Origin of the sequence: Pseudomonas citri, from assembly GCF_025336485.1 — a bacterium.
GTDB lineage: Bacteria > Pseudomonadota > Gammaproteobacteria > Pseudomonadales > Pseudomonadaceae > Aquipseudomonas > Aquipseudomonas citri.
Genome location: NZ_JAODAB010000007.1, coordinates 36,052 through 52,843, shown reverse-complemented (window position 1 = coordinate 52,843; position 16,792 = coordinate 36,052). Strand labels below are relative to the sequence as shown.

Annotated in this window: 15 protein-coding genes; 9 read left to right on the top strand and 6 right to left on the bottom strand. The window is 59.9% G+C overall.

The features are described from left to right. Nucleotides 1–26: 26 nt before the first annotated feature. Nucleotides 27–1,592, bottom strand: a complete 1,566-nt coding sequence (locus tag N4Q37_RS10780; protein ID WP_260957772.1) for a sensor domain-containing diguanylate cyclase — start codon at nt 1,590–1,592, stop codon at nt 27–29. Between the two features lie 120 nt (nt 1,593–1,712). On the opposite strand from N4Q37_RS10780, the gene N4Q37_RS10775 reads away from it, so the two are divergent. Then, nucleotides 1,713–2,171, top strand: coding sequence for a metallophosphoesterase family protein (locus N4Q37_RS10775; RefSeq protein ID WP_260957770.1), 459 nt, complete (start codon nt 1,713–1,715; stop codon nt 2,169–2,171). Here the strand turns inward: N4Q37_RS10775 and N4Q37_RS10770 are convergent. The 4 genes from N4Q37_RS10770 to N4Q37_RS10755 all read right to left on the bottom strand — a co-directional run bounded on the left by N4Q37_RS10770 (nt 2,160) and on the right by N4Q37_RS10755 (nt 4,943). After that, the gene (locus N4Q37_RS10770; protein WP_260957766.1) at nt 2,160–2,480 is read right to left on the bottom strand and encodes a hypothetical protein; all 321 of its coding nucleotides are present in this window, start codon (nt 2,478–2,480) and stop codon (nt 2,160–2,162) included. The two genes, N4Q37_RS10775 and N4Q37_RS10770, sit on opposite strands and share 12 nt — an antisense overlap. Before the next feature lie 95 nt (nt 2,481–2,575). Next, nucleotides 2,576–3,112, bottom strand: a complete 537-nt coding sequence (locus N4Q37_RS10765; protein WP_260957764.1) for a cupin domain-containing protein — start codon at nt 3,110–3,112, stop codon at nt 2,576–2,578. A gap of 67 nt (nt 3,113–3,179) precedes the next feature. Further along, nucleotides 3,180–4,295 (bottom strand): alcohol dehydrogenase catalytic domain-containing protein, encoded by a 1,116-nt coding sequence (locus N4Q37_RS10760; protein WP_260957763.1) that lies wholly within the window; start codon nt 4,293–4,295, stop codon nt 3,180–3,182. A gap of 66 nt (nt 4,296–4,361) precedes the next feature. Next, nucleotides 4,362–4,943 carry an amino acid synthesis family protein gene (locus tag N4Q37_RS10755; RefSeq protein ID WP_260957761.1) on the bottom strand — a complete coding sequence of 194 codons (582 nt, stop codon included), beginning with the start codon at nt 4,941–4,943 and terminating at the stop codon, nt 4,362–4,364. 125 nt (nt 4,944–5,068) lie between these two features. Here N4Q37_RS10755 and N4Q37_RS10750 point away from each other — a divergent pair, with 125 nt between their 5' ends. The 3 genes from N4Q37_RS10750 to N4Q37_RS10740 all read left to right on the top strand — a co-directional run bounded on the left by N4Q37_RS10750 (nt 5,069) and on the right by N4Q37_RS10740 (nt 8,272). Further along, nucleotides 5,069–5,920 carry a fumarylacetoacetate hydrolase family protein gene (locus tag N4Q37_RS10750; protein WP_260957760.1) on the top strand — a complete coding sequence of 284 codons (852 nt, stop codon included), beginning with the start codon at nt 5,069–5,071 and terminating at the stop codon, nt 5,918–5,920. Nucleotides 5,921–5,960: 40 nt separating this feature from the next. Continuing rightward, the gene (locus N4Q37_RS10745) at nt 5,961–6,521 is read left to right on the top strand and encodes a VOC family protein (RefSeq protein WP_260957758.1); all 561 of its coding nucleotides are present in this window, start codon (nt 5,961–5,963) and stop codon (nt 6,519–6,521) included. 113 nt (nt 6,522–6,634) lie between these two features. Beyond that, complete coding sequence (locus N4Q37_RS10740; protein ID WP_260957756.1) at nt 6,635–8,272, top strand: bifunctional 3-(3-hydroxy-phenyl)propionate/3-hydroxycinnamic acid hydroxylase; 1,638 nt, start codon at nt 6,635–6,637, stop codon at nt 8,270–8,272. Nucleotides 8,273–8,513: 241 nt separating this feature from the next. On the opposite strand, the gene N4Q37_RS10735 is transcribed toward N4Q37_RS10740, so the two are convergent. Continuing rightward, complete coding sequence (locus N4Q37_RS10735) at nt 8,514–9,200, bottom strand: GntR family transcriptional regulator (RefSeq protein ID WP_260957754.1); 687 nt, start codon at nt 9,198–9,200, stop codon at nt 8,514–8,516. A gap of 338 nt (nt 9,201–9,538) precedes the next feature. On the opposite strand from N4Q37_RS10735, the gene N4Q37_RS10730 reads away from it, so the two are divergent. The 5 genes from N4Q37_RS10730 (at nt 9,539) to N4Q37_RS10710 (ending at nt 16,707) form a co-directional block, all read left to right on the top strand. Beyond that, on the top strand, nt 9,539–11,191 hold the full coding sequence (locus tag N4Q37_RS10730) for a DUF1302 domain-containing protein (RefSeq protein ID WP_260957752.1): 1,653 nt from the start codon (nt 9,539–9,541) through the stop codon (nt 11,189–11,191). A gap of 24 nt (nt 11,192–11,215) precedes the next feature. Continuing rightward, nucleotides 11,216–12,568 carry a DUF1329 domain-containing protein gene (locus tag N4Q37_RS10725; RefSeq protein WP_260957751.1) on the top strand — a complete coding sequence of 451 codons (1,353 nt, stop codon included), beginning with the start codon at nt 11,216–11,218 and terminating at the stop codon, nt 12,566–12,568. 87 nt (nt 12,569–12,655) lie between these two features. Then, nucleotides 12,656–13,747, top strand: a complete 1,092-nt coding sequence (locus N4Q37_RS10720) for a WD40/YVTN/BNR-like repeat-containing protein (RefSeq protein ID WP_260957749.1) — start codon at nt 12,656–12,658, stop codon at nt 13,745–13,747. Then, a complete protein-coding gene (locus N4Q37_RS10715) occupies nt 13,744–16,146 on the top strand; it encodes an efflux RND transporter permease subunit (RefSeq protein WP_260957747.1) in 2,403 nt (800 codons plus the stop codon). Before N4Q37_RS10720 ends, N4Q37_RS10715 begins: the two co-directional genes overlap by 4 nt. After that, nucleotides 16,147–16,707 (top strand): NADPH-dependent FMN reductase, encoded by a 561-nt coding sequence (locus tag N4Q37_RS10710; protein WP_260957745.1) that lies wholly within the window; start codon nt 16,147–16,149, stop codon nt 16,705–16,707. It begins immediately after the preceding gene. Nucleotides 16,708–16,792: the final 85 nt, after the last annotated feature.

The following is a 16,792-nucleotide window of genomic DNA, read 5'->3' as shown; positions in this document are numbered from 1 at the left end:
AACCGACATGGATCGATGCGCGGAGGTCATCCCTGGGACGCGTCGGCGCTGCACCAACGGTTTCGCCCGGTGTTCTTGGCCAGGTACAAGAAGGCGTCGGCGGCCTTGATCAGCATGGCCGGGGTCACGTCTTCGGTGCTTGGCTGGCTGACGGTGACGCCCGCGCTGGCCGTGACGATGCCCAGTGGATGGTCGCCATGTTCGATGCGCAAGGCCCTGATCGCCTCCAGGATATCTTGTGCGACCTTGCTGGCGCCCGCCGCGTCGGTGTTGGGCAGCAACACGGTGAATTCTTCGCCACCGTAGCGGACCGCCAGGTCACCGGGGCGCCTGATGGTTTTCTGAATCGCGCCGGCTATCGCGCGGAGGCAGTCGTCCCCGGCAGCATGGCCGTATTTGTCGTTAAAGCGCTTGAAGTAGTCGACATCGAGCATGATCATCGCGAGGGATGAGCCCTGGCGCTTGGCCAGGCGAATCTCATCGGCCAGGGTGCTGTCCAGCCGTCGGCGGTTGCCCAGCCCGGTCAGGCTGTCGGTCAGCGCCATATCCTTCATGGTCTGGTGGGCGCTGCGAATCTGCTTCTCCATGCTCATCCGGTAGCGCAACTGGCTCAGCACGATAAGCCCGAAACCCACGAGTATCGCGATGAGGAACAGCAGCACCACGCCCGTCTTGAGCAAATCACGACGCCACGGCGCGATGATGGACTCGCGCGACAGGCCGGCCTCCACCACCAGCGGGTAGGTGGTCAGGGCCCGGTAACCGTAGACACGCTCGGTGCCGTCGACGACCGCCTTGGCCTCCACCACACCCTGGTTTGACGTGGGCAGGTACTCCCTGAAGATCACGCTGTCGACCAGGCTCTTGCCGATCACCGATTCAACGAAGGGCCGGCGGACCAGGATCGTTCCCTCGCGGGTGGCCAGGACCAGGGCGCCTTTGTCATCGATCTTGAAATCACCGTAATAGTCGACGAAATAGCTGACCTTGACCGTCCCCAACAGCACACCGGCGAACGAACCGTCGGGATTGTTCAGGCGACGCGAGATCGGGATGATCAGGTCGTTGGTGGAGCGGCTGCGGATCACGGTACCGATCCGCACGTTACGGTCCTCATGGGTGCGGTGGTACTGGAAGTAGTCACGGTCGGCGTTGTTCGCCGGTTCCGGGATGGTTTCCTTGTCCGTGACCAGCCACTGTCCGTTGGCTCCGTAGATAAACAGTCCGTGCAATTGCGGCATGATGGCCGACTGCTGCACCAGCAGTTTGTGAATGCGTGGGATGTCCATGTTCTGCAGCCCATCGCCCTCGACCCGCTCACCCAGGGCGGCGGTCACCACATCCACTTGCCGGATGGTGTCTTCGGCATGCTGGGCCGTTGCCCGTGCCAGGTTGGTCACCGAATCGCGGGCCGACGCAAACGCGGCTCGATAATCGCGCCAGGTCCGCCAGCCTTCGACGGCAAGGAAAGCCATGACCACCACCAACATGAAACTCACGGTGAGGCGCAAGGCTGCGCCAGCGCGCGCAGTCGGTGGTGGGAAGGCTTCAGAGCTGTCAACCATCGGCTCTGGCCGTTTGCGTCCGAGCATCAATATTTCCTTTTACGACAAGTCTGCGCACTATGGATGCGCAGCCTATCCTATTCAATTGCGGCACGTTAGCCCGTTGCGACGAGGCAAACGTCGGCGGAGACACAGCGGGAAACTCTCATGAGAGTCGGCGTCATTTCCGATACCCACGGATTGCTCCGCCCTGAAGCGCTTGCCGCGCTTGTGGGGTGCGAGCGGATCATTCATGGCGGTGATATCGGCAGCCCTGGGATCCTGGAACAACTGGCCTCCATTGCTCCGCTGCACGTGGTGCGCGGCAACAACGATCTCGATGCCGATTGGGCCGGGCAGCTTGCCGATAGCCTGCAATTCGATCTGTGTGGATGGCAGGTTCTATTGGTGCATGACATTGCCGATGTTCCGGCTCCGCTCGACCCGGATGTGAAGATGGTTGTCACGGGGCATTCCCACAAACCCGGCATCGAATGGCGTGGCGAGCGTTTGTACCTGAACCCCGGCAGCGCCGGCCGGCGGCGTTTCAAGTTGCCGGTGACGCTGGCGTTGCTTGAGGTGAGTGAGGGCTTGATCGAGCCGCGGATCATTCGTTTATTGGAATGATGGTGCGTCGGCGCAAAGGAACCTGGATTCGAAGCACTCAATCATCCGCTCTACCACGCTGACCCAGGCATCGTCAGTCAGCGGTTGGTCCTGCGGCCGACCCGTCAGGCCGTTGAGGAACCGGGTAATAGCATGTCCCGCTGCCGCGCAGGACGAGTGGGCAAGCAGGGCATCGCTGAAGACGACACGCAGAAACGCGTTCTCATACCGGGCGTACTGCTGGCTGACCTGCTGCTGTTGGACTGCGTCCAGGTAGGCGAAACCCTGCAAGGCCAGTTGGAAATAACAGGAGGTGGTCGGCAGTCGCACAGACCTGGGTAACGCCGCTGCCCATCGTCTCGGCACCGGTCACTGCGATGTAATGCATGGTCATATTGAACCCCTGAAAATCCGGGAACGAGCCGTTAATCGCGTTTTGCGCCGATCATCACAAACAGCGCACGGGCAATCCGGTCACTTTTGTTACGCCAGGCGTGCCGGGTTCCCTGCTGGATGACCACGTCGCCGGGCAGGATCCGTTTCTGTTCGCCGTTGTCCAGTTCCAGCCAGAGTTCCCCTTCGAGGAGGATGCCGTAGTCGATGGTCGGGGTCGTATGCATGCCCGGCTGGTCGGGCTCGAAGCATTCGAAAAGGCCGGGCAGGGCACCGCCCAGTTCTTCAATCATCTGCCCGATATCGATAGGATTCTGCATGACCGGGTCCGGGGGGAAGTCATAGATCGCCAGACTGGTTTCGCCCGGTCCAGGAACCAGTGGAGGATAGTCAAGCGTAGGATCCAGTTGCGTATTCGACGATCGGGTGACGGTGCCGGTGGACCATAAGTGTGCCATGGCGTGGCCGGGGATCGACTCGAAGGCACGCGCGCGTGGTGCTGTTTCATCGCTGATAAAAACCGATTGGCCCGCGGCGTCCAGACCGGTGACAACTCTTCGAATCTTCATGACATTCCTTTAATTCGATGGGCGGGCATCACGGTGCCCGCCGTTGCGTGGACGGTTCCGATCAGCCTCAAGGGCAGATGACGTAGTTGCTGAAGCCACCGTTGCGATTTTCGATACCGGTAATCGCGTCGTTGACGGCTTCCAGGCTGAACGCCGTGTTCTCGAAGAAGGAAAGATCCAGGACGCCGGATTCCACCATGTCAGTCATGTCCTGCCCTTGTCCGGTGGTGAACCACGCGGAGCCGCTGATCTGGATATCGTTGTCCATGATCCAGTGCAGATCGATGGGTACTTCGCCGGCGATCGCCCCGATATTGATCAGGTGCCCACCGCGATGGATGGACTTGAGCGCTTGGGTCAGCGTCTCATGTGGCGCCCCTGGACCGAGGGCATCGATCACCACATCGACGCCTTCGCCTTGGGTGACCTCATCGACCCATTGCTGGGTTGGTTTCGTGCCCAGGGTATGGATTTCAATCCGGCCCGGTGCCGCGAGATCCTTCACACGCTGGAAAAGCTCCTGGTTCCTGGCGGTGCCGAGGATCTTGCGCACACCCATGGCGAGGGCCAGGGCGACGGCACCCAGGCCGAGGGTGCCGCTGATGCCATTGATCAACAGGGTGGTGCCGGGGCCGACGTTGGCCTTGATCATCGCCTTGTAGGCGGTGCCCAGGTAGCCCAGTCGCGCGGCGGTCTCGAAGCTGAGATTGTCTGGCAGTTTGACCAGGCTGTATTGCGGAGCCGGGATGTATTCGCACAGGCCGCCGTAGGGGTAGTCTTCGAACATCCGTGGGCTTTTCGGGGTGAAACCGAAGTAGCCGTTGAAGGTGTAGGCGGTGCAGGCGATGGTGTTGCCCGAGCGACAGGCCCGGCAGGAGCCACAGTGGCGTCCCGGATTCACATAGACCCGGTCACCGACCTTGAAGTCATACACCTGGGGACCGACCGCCTCGATGATCCCGGTAGGGTCCAGGCCGAACGTGGCCGGCAATTTCGGCAGCGGATTATGGGGAAACCATTTGACCCAGTTGGTCAGGATGTTGTGCAGGTTCGGCACGATCCCGCAGGCCTTGATCCTGACCAGTACCTCGGTCGGACGAATCTGCGGGACGGGCAGGTGTTCGATGACCATGGGTTTGCCGCCTTCATACAGGCGTGCGGCGCGCATTGTTCTTGTCGTCATGATGTTCTCCAGCACTTGTCTTGTTTTTGTAGTGGAACGCGACCTTCGAGCCTTGCTTCAATCGGTCTAGCGCAAACCGTCCTCACCTTTTACGTCCGTCGCCGCCAAGCCACCCAGGCGTGCATGGATCCTGCCACCACTGGCCATGGCCAGGCCAAAGGCAATTTCGCCACGACGAGGGCCGTCCCACACGGTCATCTCGGCCACGCCGAAGTGGCTGCGCACATAAGCTGCCTGGATGTGCCCCAACGGGATCATCACCCGGCAGCCAGGGCCGCCGATGGTTTTACCCGCGGGAACGATGGCCTTCGGGTTGCCCAGCGCTTCGCGCATGGCCCAGCCGCCGGCCTCGTGCCAGACCGCGCCATGCTCCAGCTCGCCGTCGTCGCCGACAATCGCGCCCTTGCCATAGGCCTGCACGTGATCGACGCCCCCCAGGGCATCAATCAGCCGTTCGGCCAACTCGGCCCCCAGGCCTCTCAATTGCTGCATGAACGGCAGCAGGTCCTCTACATATCTGCCCGCATAAGGGTTGGCCACCACTGCGGTAGCGACTGCAATCCTCAAGGGTTGCGGAGAGCGAGGTCCACCCTCGTGGAAGACTTCTTCTATGTCCAGCTTGATCTTGCGAACCATCACCAGCGACATGCCTGACCTCCAGGAACCGTGAGCCTCAGCGGCTCGTTATTTTTTGAAGTGGTGTTTTGCATTATGCATTTAATGATGTATGGTGCAAGAAATTAGTTTTTGTGCATAAAAACAGGAGGGACAACATGAAGCTGATTTCGTACCGTAAAGAAGGAAAGGCTCACTTCGGTGTGCTGGTTGGTGAGGGTGTGGTCGAGCTGACCCGTCGTTTCGAGCAGGTGCCGGACCTCGCGTCTTTTCTCGCCGACCCGTCTTATCTGAGTCAGGCACGGCAATCGCTGGAAACCGTGCAGGCCGATTACCCGCTCTCCAGTGTCCAGTTGGAAGCGGTCATTCCCAACCCCGGCAAGGTCATCTGCGTCGGCATCAACTACGTCGCCCATGCCGAAGAAGCCGGCCGCAAGGTGGGCGAGTTCCCGGTGATTTTCCAGCGTTTCGCCGAGACCCTGCTTCCCCATGGCGAGCCGCTGGTCAGGCCCAAAGTGTCGGAGCAATTCGACTTCGAGGCCGAACTGGCCGTGGTGATCGGCAAAGGAGGGGCGCATATCGATCCGGCCGATGCCATGGATCACGTAGCGGGCTACACCTGCTTCAACGACGCCAGCGTGCGTGACTGGCAGTTTCACACCCATCAGTACGGCATGGGCAAGACCTTCAGGAAAACCGGTGCGCTGGGCCCATGGCTGATTCCAGCGGCGGAGATTTCCGATTACCGTACGCTGGTGGTGCGTGGTGTTCTCAACGGTGAACAATTACAGGAAGGCAGCCTTTCAGAGCTGGCATTCGACATTCCGCATCTGATCGCCTACGTGTCGAAAGCCTTGCCTTGGAACCCGGGGGACATTCTGGCAACGGGTACGCCAAGTGGCATCGGTTTCAAGCGAAAGCCACCGATTTTCCTCAAACCCGGCGACGTATTCGAAGTGGTCATCACTGAGATCGGGACGCTATCGAACGGCGTGATTGACGAAGCCTGAGTGTTGCCCTCTACACAATCATAAAAACCGGAGGTTCCAGATGCCCACATTACCGACTATCAACTTCACCCACACCGGCGTGTTCTGCGAAGACCTCGATCACATGGTCGATTTCTACTGTCGCACCCTGGGCTTCATCGTCAGCGACAAAGGCGTGGCGTCCACCGGGCACCGTCTGTTCTTCATGACGCAAAACCCTGAGGTGCATCATCAGGTGGTGCTGTTCGATGGCAAGCCCGTCGATCTGCCGTTCAACCCGATCAATCAGTTGTCGTTCCTGCTCAATTCACTGGAGGATCTGCAAACCTACTACCGGTTCGCCAGGAACAGCGGCATCCAGGGGATTGGACAGGTCGACCATGGCAATGCCTGGTCCATCTATTTCAAGGACCCTGAAGGCAACCCGATCGAGATGTATGTCGACACGCCCTTCTATACAGCCCAACCCTGCAAGGAGCCGCTCGATCTGGAGCTGCCCACCGAGGTCATCATGGCCCAGACCGAAGCCATGTGCCTTCGCCGCCCGGGCTTCCAGACCCGCGAACAATGGATGGCGTCCATCCGAGCGAAAATCGAAGAGCAGCGGGTTCGCATAGCCTGATCATGGCCGGGAACAGGTCCGGCACCTGTTTCGCTCGCTACAGATGAAGCCCGGTTGATGAATGCCTGCGTTGATCAACCGGCAATCGACAAGAACAAGAAGCGGAGTAGACGATGGACTACGATGTCATCATTGTTGGAATGGGACCGGTGGGCGCCCTGTGCGCCAACCTGGCCGGCATGTGGGGGCTCGACGCCCTGGTGGTGGACAAGTCCGAAACGGTGTACGCCAACCCGCGGGCCATGGGCTTTGATCATGAAGTGATGCGTGTCCTGGGCAACATAGGCCTGGCAGATGACATTGCCGAACACGTCATGCCTTACCGTCCTTCGGAATACCGCACCACCGGTTCGCAGTTGATCAAACGTATCGATGCTGCCCAGCCGCCTTTTCCACTGGGCTGGGCACCCAACTATGTTTTCTCGCAGCCGCCGGTGGAGCGGGCGCTTCGGGCCCGGATAGCCAGTTGCGAATCGGTCACCGTCGAGCTTGGCTCCGAAGTGCTGTCGGTGGACGCCGCCGAAGCCAATGCTGCGGTGCGTATCCGCGGCAAGGATGGCGTCGAGCGAACCGTGACGGCGACCCATGTACTGGCGTGTGACGGCGGCACCAGCCAGATCCGTAGCCGCCTGGGCTTGAAAATGGAAGACCTGGCGTTCGACGAACCGTGGCTGGTGGTCGATGTCATCCTCAATGAAGGGGCGGGCGAACACCTGCCTCAAACCAATGTGCAATTCTGCGAACTGGCCCGGCCGTGCACTTTTGTGGTCGGTCCCGGTCGACATCGCCGCTGGGAGTTCATGATCAACCCGGATGAGCAGCCGTCGGAGATCTCCCAGCCGGAAACGATCAGGAAGCTGATCGCTCGCTGGTTGCCTGAGAGCGATTACCAGCTCTGGCGAGCCTCGGCGTACCGGTTCCATGCCTTGATTCTTGAACAGTGGCGAGCCGACCGGGTGTTCTTTCTCGGCGATGCGGCTCATATGACCCCGCCGTTCCTGGCGCAAGGCATGTGCCAGGGGATTCGCGACGCCTTGAACCTGGTCTGGAAACTGGCGCTGGTCAAAGGCGGGCTGGCCGCCCCGGCGTTTCTGGATACCTACCAGACTGAACGTGTCCCTCATGTCCGCCAGACCACGATGGCGGCCAAGGAGTTTGGTGGGGTGATCTGTGAGCGTGACAAGGACAGGGCGGCACTCCGGGATGCGCGGTTGATCCAGCAGATGCAGGAAAATCCCGGCGGGATCGTCCGCCAGTCGCTGATTCCGGGATTGACCGAAGGTTTTATCGCCCACGTCGCACCGGCCGGCGAGTTGTTTCCGCAACCGATGGTCATCAATCATACGGGCAAGCGAGCCTTGCTCGATGAGTTTACCGGTCAGTCATTTCGCGTGGTTATTGCGCCGGGGTTCGATGCCAGCGCCTTGCTCCGCTGCCTGCGCAGCAGCCAGGCGCTCAAGGGGCTGCCGATTCATGTGGTACGGCTGGTCGATGTGGGGCAGGCCGGGACGCGTACGGCCGATGATTACCAGGAAGTCGATGGACTGTTGGCTCAGTGGTTGGAGCGCAGAGGTTGCAATGTGGTGATCGTGCGACCGGACCACTACGTGTATGGCGGTGCGGTGACCGTGGCCTGGGCCATGGAACTGCTCGAGGGGATGGAGCTTGCGCTTTGGGGCAGGCGGTCGGAACAGACTTCGAAGCAGCAGGGTGGCGATGAGACCATCAGGTTTGCCCAGGCCTTGAGCTAGTGGCCTGTGTGGCTAATTCGTTTACTCAACTTCGGCGCCAGGACTTGCCGGACTGCGTTGCCATTCCTCGCCGTAGCGAGGCTACGACTCGTCATGGCGCCTTGCCTGACAAGTCCTGGCACTCGAATTTGAGTACTCGAATTAACCGTACAGGCCACTAGTAAGAAAAAAGGCCCTGCGCTACGCACTGTCCACGAAAGCAGTGCGCGGCGAAGGGCCTTTCCAGCAGGGGCGGATCGGCTTACTGAAGCGTGGCTTGCCGGCGCTCGATGGCCTCGACGATTCGCCCCAGGGTTTCCTGGATGTGATCGCGCAACAGGGTCACCGCTTTTTCACGATCACGCCCCAAGGCAGCCTCCATCAACACCTGGTGCTCATTGCCCTTGTGTCGCTGGGTGGTGCGTTGCTGGGCGGAAAAGCGCCGGTAGCGCTCGGCACGGTCAAACAGCGAGTCGATCATCTTCAGCAGCAGCGGTGACGGGCAGGCCGCGAACAGCGCGAAGTGGAAAGCCTTGTGGCGGGCCGACCATTCATCATCGAGCACCAGCGCACCGCTGCCGAGTTTTTTTTCGATCAGGTTCAGTCGATGAAAAGCACCCAGGACGTCCGCTTCCCATTCATCGTCACCGTACTGGATGGCATCACTCAGCGCCTCGCATTCCAGCAGGCAGCGCATGCGGGTGATGTCACGAAAGTCAGTGGCTGAAATGGGCGCGACCCTGAAGCCTTTGTTATCGCTGGCTTCCACCACGCCATCCTGGGTCAGCCGATTGAGTGCTTCGCGAATCGGCGAGCTGCTGAGCCCGTAGGTCTTGGAAAGCTCAGCGACCTTGAGCTTCTCGCCTGGGGCCAGCTCACAGCAAACGATCGCTTTCTTCATCTTGGTCAACGCGACATCAATCAGCGGCGTGCCTGGGGGGAGAATCATGGTCGGAGTCATCCTGAATTTGCATTAAACGGATTTTATGCGCAAAAAACAGTTTAGTGCAAAGGTCTCGTGTCGACGGATTTTTTTCCTCAATCATTCAGGCAGCAGAGAACCCTTAGGTCCTTTCTCTCTTGAACCCTCCCGAAGCCGATGCAAATACCTCGGCTGAATCCCCTTGACTTTGAATTTGTGCAGGATTAGTTTTTGTGCACAAAGTGTTTTTAAGTGTAGAAAAATATGTTTTGCGCATAATAATTGGAGGAGCGGTACCTGCAATCTTCACGGTAAGCGCCGTGAATGGATGACCTTCTACAAAAACAAAAAAACAGGAACATCTCATGAAAACAGCCAATCAGCGGTTTTGCCCGTTGCCGGTGTCCGGCCTTGCCTGCGCCGTCAGCGCAACGGTAATGCTGAGCCTCTCGACGCAGGTACATGCCTTTCAGATCGACACAGGCAACCCGGATCTTTCGGCGACCTGGGACAACACGATCAAATACAGCAACGCGTGGCGCGTGAACAAACTAGACCACAAGGTGGCCGCGGGGCCCGGAACCTCCAACAGCAACCCCAACCTGGACGATGGCGACCGCAATTTCGACCGCGGCCTCATTTCCAATCGCCTGGATATCCTGTCCGAGCTCGATATCAAGTACAAAGACGTCGGTGCGCGCCTCAGCGCGGCGTCCTGGTACGACAGCGTCTACAACCAGCACAACGACAACGATTCGCCGGGCACCGCCAACGCCGTGAGCGTCGATCACGACGAGTTCACCAGCGACACTCGCCGGCTCCACGGTCAGAAAACCGAGATCCTCGATGCCTTTGTCTATGGCTCAAGGGACATTGGCACCACCACGTTGTCCGGGCGGCTCGGCCAGTTCACGCAGATCTATGGCGAAAGCCTGTTCTTCGGTGCCAACGGAATTGCCAATGCCCAGTCCACCGTCGACCTGGTCAAGCTGCAATCGGTACCGGGCTCGCAGTTCAAGGAAATCCTGATGCCCACCAAGCAAGTGTCGGGCAACTGGCAGTTGAACGACACGGTGAGCGTGGGTGCCTACTACCAGTTCGAATGGAACAAGACCCGTTTGCCCGCGGCGGGCAGCTACTTCAGTGGTGCGGACTTTGTCGGTGAAGGTGGGGAGCAGGTGTTCTTTCCTACCGGCGTACTGCATCACGGCAAGGACAAGGATGCACGGGATTCCGGGCAATTCGGCGCTCAGTTGAAGTTCGCTCTCGAAGACTGGGAATTCGGTTTCTATGCCGCGAAGTATCACGAGAAGACCCCGGTGTTCTACTTCCGTCCGTCCGCGCTGGTACCGGGTGCCGACGATTCGTTCATTAATGTCTACCCCGAGGACATCAAGGTTTTCGGCGCCAGCTTCAGCACCCAGGTGGGCGAGAGCAACATCGCTGGCGAAACCTCGATCCGGCTCGATACGCCGCTGGCGGGAGTGGGTGGAACGATCATTACCGGAATGGATGCGGACAACGATTCCAACCCGGCATATCCCATTGGCCGGTCCTGGCATGCCCAGGTGTCGATGATCAATGTCTATGGCGGCTCGGCCCTGTGGGACGGTGCGTCGCTGGTGGGTGAGCTGGCGTTCAATCGGCGCCTGAGTGTCACCAAGAACGCCGACCAACTGGATCCGAATACGACGCGCGATGCGTTCGCCCTGCGCTTCACCTTTGAACCGCAGTACTTCCAGGTCTTCCCTGGCGTCGATGTGCAGACGCCGATCACTGTCGGCTACAACCCGTCCGGACGCTCCTCCGTGACACCCCAGGCGTTCGGCCCGGAACATGGCGGTGACCTGACCCTGGGCCTCAAGGCCGATTACAAGAAGCAATGGTATGCGTCGCTGAGCTACACCAATTTCTTCGGTGAGGCCGGACCGGTCATCAACTCCGCCAACTCCTTCACCTATCAGCAAAACATGAAAGACCGGGACTTCGTTGCGTTCTCGATCCAGCGAACCTTTTAAGCAAAAAACAGGCGGGCCCTGATAATGACAAAAATCAAATTGCTGTTGCTGTCCACGCTGTCGATCTCCCTGTCCATCGGTATCGCCTCGGCGGCGGTCAACCCCGACGAGGCGGCGAAACTCAAAACCACCCTGACGCCCATGGGCGCTGAAAAAGCCGGTAATGCCGACGGCTCCATCCCGGCCTGGACCGGTGGGTTGACCAAGGACATCGCTGGTGCCAAGTTCGGTGATGTGCCGGCCGATCCGTTCCCTGGGGAGAAACCGGTGTTGCAGATCACTGCAAAGAACGCAGCCCAATACGCGGACAAGCTGAGTGAGGGCACCAAGGCCCTGCTGGCCAAATACCCCGATACCTTCCATCTCGATGTCTACCCGACCCACCGCAGCGCGGCGGCGCCGGACAGCGTCTATCAAAACACCTTTGCCAATGCCACTCGTTGCAAGACCACCAGCAACGGCCTGTCGGTCGAAGGGTGCTACGGTGGCATCCCGTTCCCGATCCCAAAAACCGGCAATGAGGTCATCTGGAATTTCCTGCTGCGGGTCGAAGCCGAATCCATACAGATGGGCTACGCCAACATCATCGGCAACAGCGACGGAACCCGGACGCTGGCCAGCCGTGGCGTGGAGAACTGGCAGTATCCGTACTACTACAAGGACGGCGCCGTGGATAAATGGTCGGGCGAGTATGCACTGTTGCGTTTCCTGACGAGCGAACCACCGTTCAAGGCCGGTGAGTCGCTGGTAACCCACGATGGCATCAATGCCGAGGAGCCTCGGCAGGCCTGGCAGTACCTGGTGGGACAACGTCGGGTGCGGCGTGCGCCGACCGTCGGCTATGACACGCCGGACTTCGTGGCATCAGGCGCCAACTACTTCGATGAAGTGCACGGTTTCATCGGTCACCCGGATCGCTACGACTGGAAACTGGTCGGCAAGAAGGAGTTGTACATCCCTTACAACGACAACAAGTTCCATGCCGAGAAACGCGACGACGTGTTTGTCGCCAATCACCTCAATCCGGACAAGTTGCGTTGGGAACTGCACCGTGTCTGGGAGCTGGAAGCCACGGTGGCGCCGGGCAAGCGGCATGCGGTGCCCAAGCGCCGATTCTTCATCGATGAAGACAGCTGGACGATTGCCCTGGTGGATGGCTACGACGCCGAAGGCAAGCTGTGGCGCGTCTCCCAGGTGTTGCCGTTCGTAGTGCCGGCGATCCCCGCAGTGGTGGTCAAACCGGTGGTCATCTACAACCTGCAGGCCAAGACCTACAGCGTGGTGCAGGGGCTGAACGGGGAAACCTACAGCGTCATCCCGCGCAAGGCCGAGAACTTCTTCACCGGTACGGCAGTGGCCTCCGGATCGGTTCGCTGAGCCTCGCAGCAGCTTGCCAATACATTTGTTTTCCTGGGGGCGGTGCCTGGTCGCCGCTTTCGTGAATGGCATCAACGAGGTCCTGACATGCGTACTTCCTGTATACGTCCCTTGCGGGCATTGATTGTCAGCCTGGGGATGGCGACGCTCTACGGTCCTCCAGTCGTGGCGCAAACCAGCGAGTTGCCGGATCAACCCGCGATCATCAGCACAATGGCGACGCAATCGGTCATGCTCAGCGTTGCGCGTGCGGGGCAACGTTTGGTGGCCGTTGGCGAAAGAGGCTTCATCATCGTCTCCCAGGACAACGGCGTTACCTGGAAGCAAGTCAGCTCCCCGGTCAGCATGACACTGGTCAAGGTCCGCTTCATCGATGCCAACCTCGGTTGGGCGGTGGGGCATGCCGGGATAGTCCTGCACAGTCGCGATGGCGGCCTGACCTGGGAGAAGCAGCTCGATGGTGTCCAGGCGGCCCGGATAGAGCTGGACCAGGCCAGCGGAGCAACCGGTGAGCAGGCCGCGCAAGGTCTGGAACAGGCGCGGCAGTTGGTGGAAGAAGGGCCGGACAAACCCTTTCTCGACGTGCTTTTCCTCGACGCACGTAATGGTTGGGTGGTGGGTGCCTATGGTCTGGCTTTCGTCACCCATGACGGCGGGGCCAGTTGGCAGTCGATCCGGTCCGCTATCGACAACCCCTCCGGGCTGCACCTCTACAGCATCCAGCGGGTTGGGGCGGATACCTTTATCGCTGGCGAGCAAGGGGTCTTGCTGCGCTCAAGCGATGACGGGCGGACCTTCGAGCCGCTGACCTCGCCCTATGAGGGCACCATTTTCGGGCTGCAGGCCAGCGCGAAACATGCGCTGCTGATGTTCGGGCTGCGGGGCAACGCATTTGAATCGCGAGATCGCGGCGATACCTGGCAGCGTCTCGATACCCTGGAACCAGTGACACTGACCAGCGGTTTGCGCTTGGAGAATGACTCGGTTCTGTTGGCGGACGAATCGGGCAGGGTGCTGCGCTTTGCCGACGGCCATGACAAAGCGGTCACGCTGCCAATACCTCAACCAGGTTACTTCACGGGCATGGCGCAAGCGGCGAATGGTGAGCTCATCATCAGCAGTTCGCGGGGCATGCTGTCGTCACCTATTCAAGTGGAACCGTCGGAGCCGCAACAATGAACAGTTTTACTCGCTCTGCCGAACACCAGCCCGCACTTGCATCGGCACCGTTTGACCCTGCCTCCGGTACCCTGGTCGAACGGTTGTTGTTCAATCATCGCAGTATCGTCCTGGCCGTCTGTGTGCTGCTCAGCCTGGTGCTTGGCTATCAGGCGCTGGGCCTGAAGCTCAATGCCGCATTCGAAAAAATGATCCCCACGGATCATCCCTATGTACAGAACTACCTGAAGAATCGTGGTCAGTTGGGGGAGGGCGGCAATACCTTGCGGATTGCAGTCGAGGCTCGGCAAGGCAGCATTTTCGACGCGGGCTACCTGGAGACGGTCAAGAAGATCAACGACGAAGTGTTCCTGCTGCCGGGGGTCGATCGTTCCTACATGAAATCCCTCTGGACCCCGGCGACGCGTTGGATTGGGGTGACCGAGCAAGGCTTCGACGGCGGCCCGGTGATTCCCGATGATTACGACGGTTCGGTTCGCAGCCTCGAACAGGTGCGACAGAACGTCGAAAGATCGGGTGAAGTCGGTCGACTGGTGGCTGCCAATTTCAAGTCCAGCATTGTGCTGCTACCGCTTCAGGAAAGTACCTCGGAGGACGGCAAACCCCTGGATTACAACGCACTGTCCAACCAGCTTGAACAGATCCGGACCAAATACGAAACCTATAACATTCGGGTCCACATCACCGGTTTCGCCAAGGTTGTGGGCGACCTGATCGATGGCATGCGTCAGATGCAGCTGTTCTTCGCCGCTACCCTGGTGATCTGCGGGCTGGTGCTGTTCTGGTACACCCGCTGCGTGCGCAGCACGGTGCTGGTGCTGTTGTGTTCGATCATTGCCGTGGTCTGGTTGCTGGGCCTGCTGCCTACCCTGGGGTTTGACCTGGATCCCTATTCGATCCTGGTCCCGTTCCTGGTGTTCGCCATCGGTCTGAGCCACGGTGCGCAGAAGATGAACGGCATCATGCAGGACATCGGACGTGGTGCGAACAAGCTGGTTGCGGCACGTTTTACCTTCCGCCGACTGTTTCTGACCGGGTTGATGGCGCTGGTGGCCGACGCGGTGGGATTTGCGGTGCTGATGATCATCAAGATCCCGGTGATCCAGGATCTGGCCATCACTGCCACCCTCGGTGTGCTGGCGCTGATTTTCACCAATCTGATTTTGTTGCCGATCCTGCTGTCCTACACCGGCGTCAGCAAGGTGGCGGCCCAGCGGGAGGCGACCAATGAGCGGTTTTCGAGGCTGGACGCCGGTCACGCCCGGCATCCGTTCTGGGCCTTCCTGGACCGCTTCACCGAGCGCAAATGGGCCAGTGGCGCAATCATCGTCGCGGTGCTGCTGGGGGCGGCGGGGTTTGCAGTCAGCCTTCAGGTCAAGATCGGCGATCTGAACCCCGGCGCGCCGGAGCTACGTCCCGAGTCGCGCTACAACACCGACAACCGCTTCATGGTCAGCAGCTTTTCCGCCAGCAGTGACAAGTATGTGGTGATGGTAAAGACGCCCCAGTACTATTGCGCCAACTACCAGACACTGGTTTCGGTCGATGCACTGGAAGCACAGCTCCAGCAATTGCCGGGAGTGGTGTCCACCACCTCCCTGGCAGCCCTCAGCAAGCAGGCCGCCGCCGGCATGAACGAAGGCAGCATGACCTGGTATGAGATACCGCGTAACCAGGGGCTGTTGAACGCGATCATCACCCGTGCACCACGGGAGCTGTTCAACCAGAACTGTGACCTGCTGACCGTATATGTCTATCTCTCCGATCACAAGGCCGACACCCTGACCCGTGTGGTACAGGCCGTTGAACAGTTCGCGGCGACCCATGACAACGATCAGATCCAGTTCTTGAACGCGGCGGGTAACGCCGGAATCGAGGCAGCCACCAATATCGTCGTGAAGCGCTCGAACGTGCAGATGCTGTTCATGGTGTACGCGGCGGTCATTGCCCTGTGCTTCATCACGTTCAGGTCCTGGCGTGCGGTGGTGTGCACAGTGTTGCCATTGATGCTGACCTCCGTACTGTGTGAGGCCCTGATGGTCGGGCTCAACATTGGCGTCAAGGTCGCGACCCTACCGGTGATCGCCTTGGGCGTGGGTATCGGCGTGGACTATGCGCTGTATATCCTCAGCGTGACACTCGCCCATCTGCGCAGTGGCGCCAGCCTGTCGAATGCCTATTACCTGGCCCTGCTGTCGACCGGAAAGGTCGTGGTGATGACCGGGATCACCCTGGGTGTGGCCGTGACCACCTGGGTGCTGTCGCCGATCAAGTTCCAGGCCGACATGGGCATCCTGCTGGGATTCATGTTCATCTGGAACATGGTAGGGGCGCTGATCCTGGTGCCCGCGCTGGCCCATTTCCTTCTCAAACCCAAACCGCAGACGGTGAGCCTCTAGATGACCTCGACGATCAATCTCCTCGGCCTGTCGGGCAGCCTGCGTCAGCAGTCGGCCCATACGGCGATCCTGAATACGGTGGCTGAACGGCTGGCCGGACCGGTTCGACTGACGCTTCATGGGCTGGAACACATCCCGCCCTACAACGAGGACCACGACGGTGTGCACGCCCCACTGGCGGTGGTCGGCCTGCGCGCGGCCGTAGCGCAGGCCGACGGAATCCTGATCGGTTCACCGGAGTACAACCACGGAATGTCGGGCGTGCTGAAAAATGCCTTGGACTGGTTGTCACGTCCCCACGGGAAGTCGGTCGTGAGTGGGCGACCGGTGCTGTGTTTCACCGCCTCGCCTGCATTTACCGGCGGGGTACGGGCGCATCAGCAGCTCAATGAAACACTCTGGGCGATCCAGGCGACGATGGTGGTCTACCCGCAGATTGTCATTGGCGGGGTGGCCGGAAAGATAGAGCACGGACGTCTGGTAGATACTGCCGCCTGCACGTTCCTGATGGATGGGGTCGGTGCGTTGATTGAGCAGGCGTCGTCGGGTCGGGCTGTTTGACATAAGCTGACCCATTGCTATCGTGAGCAAGCCCGCTTCCACAAGGGGGCCAGGTTGATCGCAGGCTGGGTTGGGCGAGAAGAAA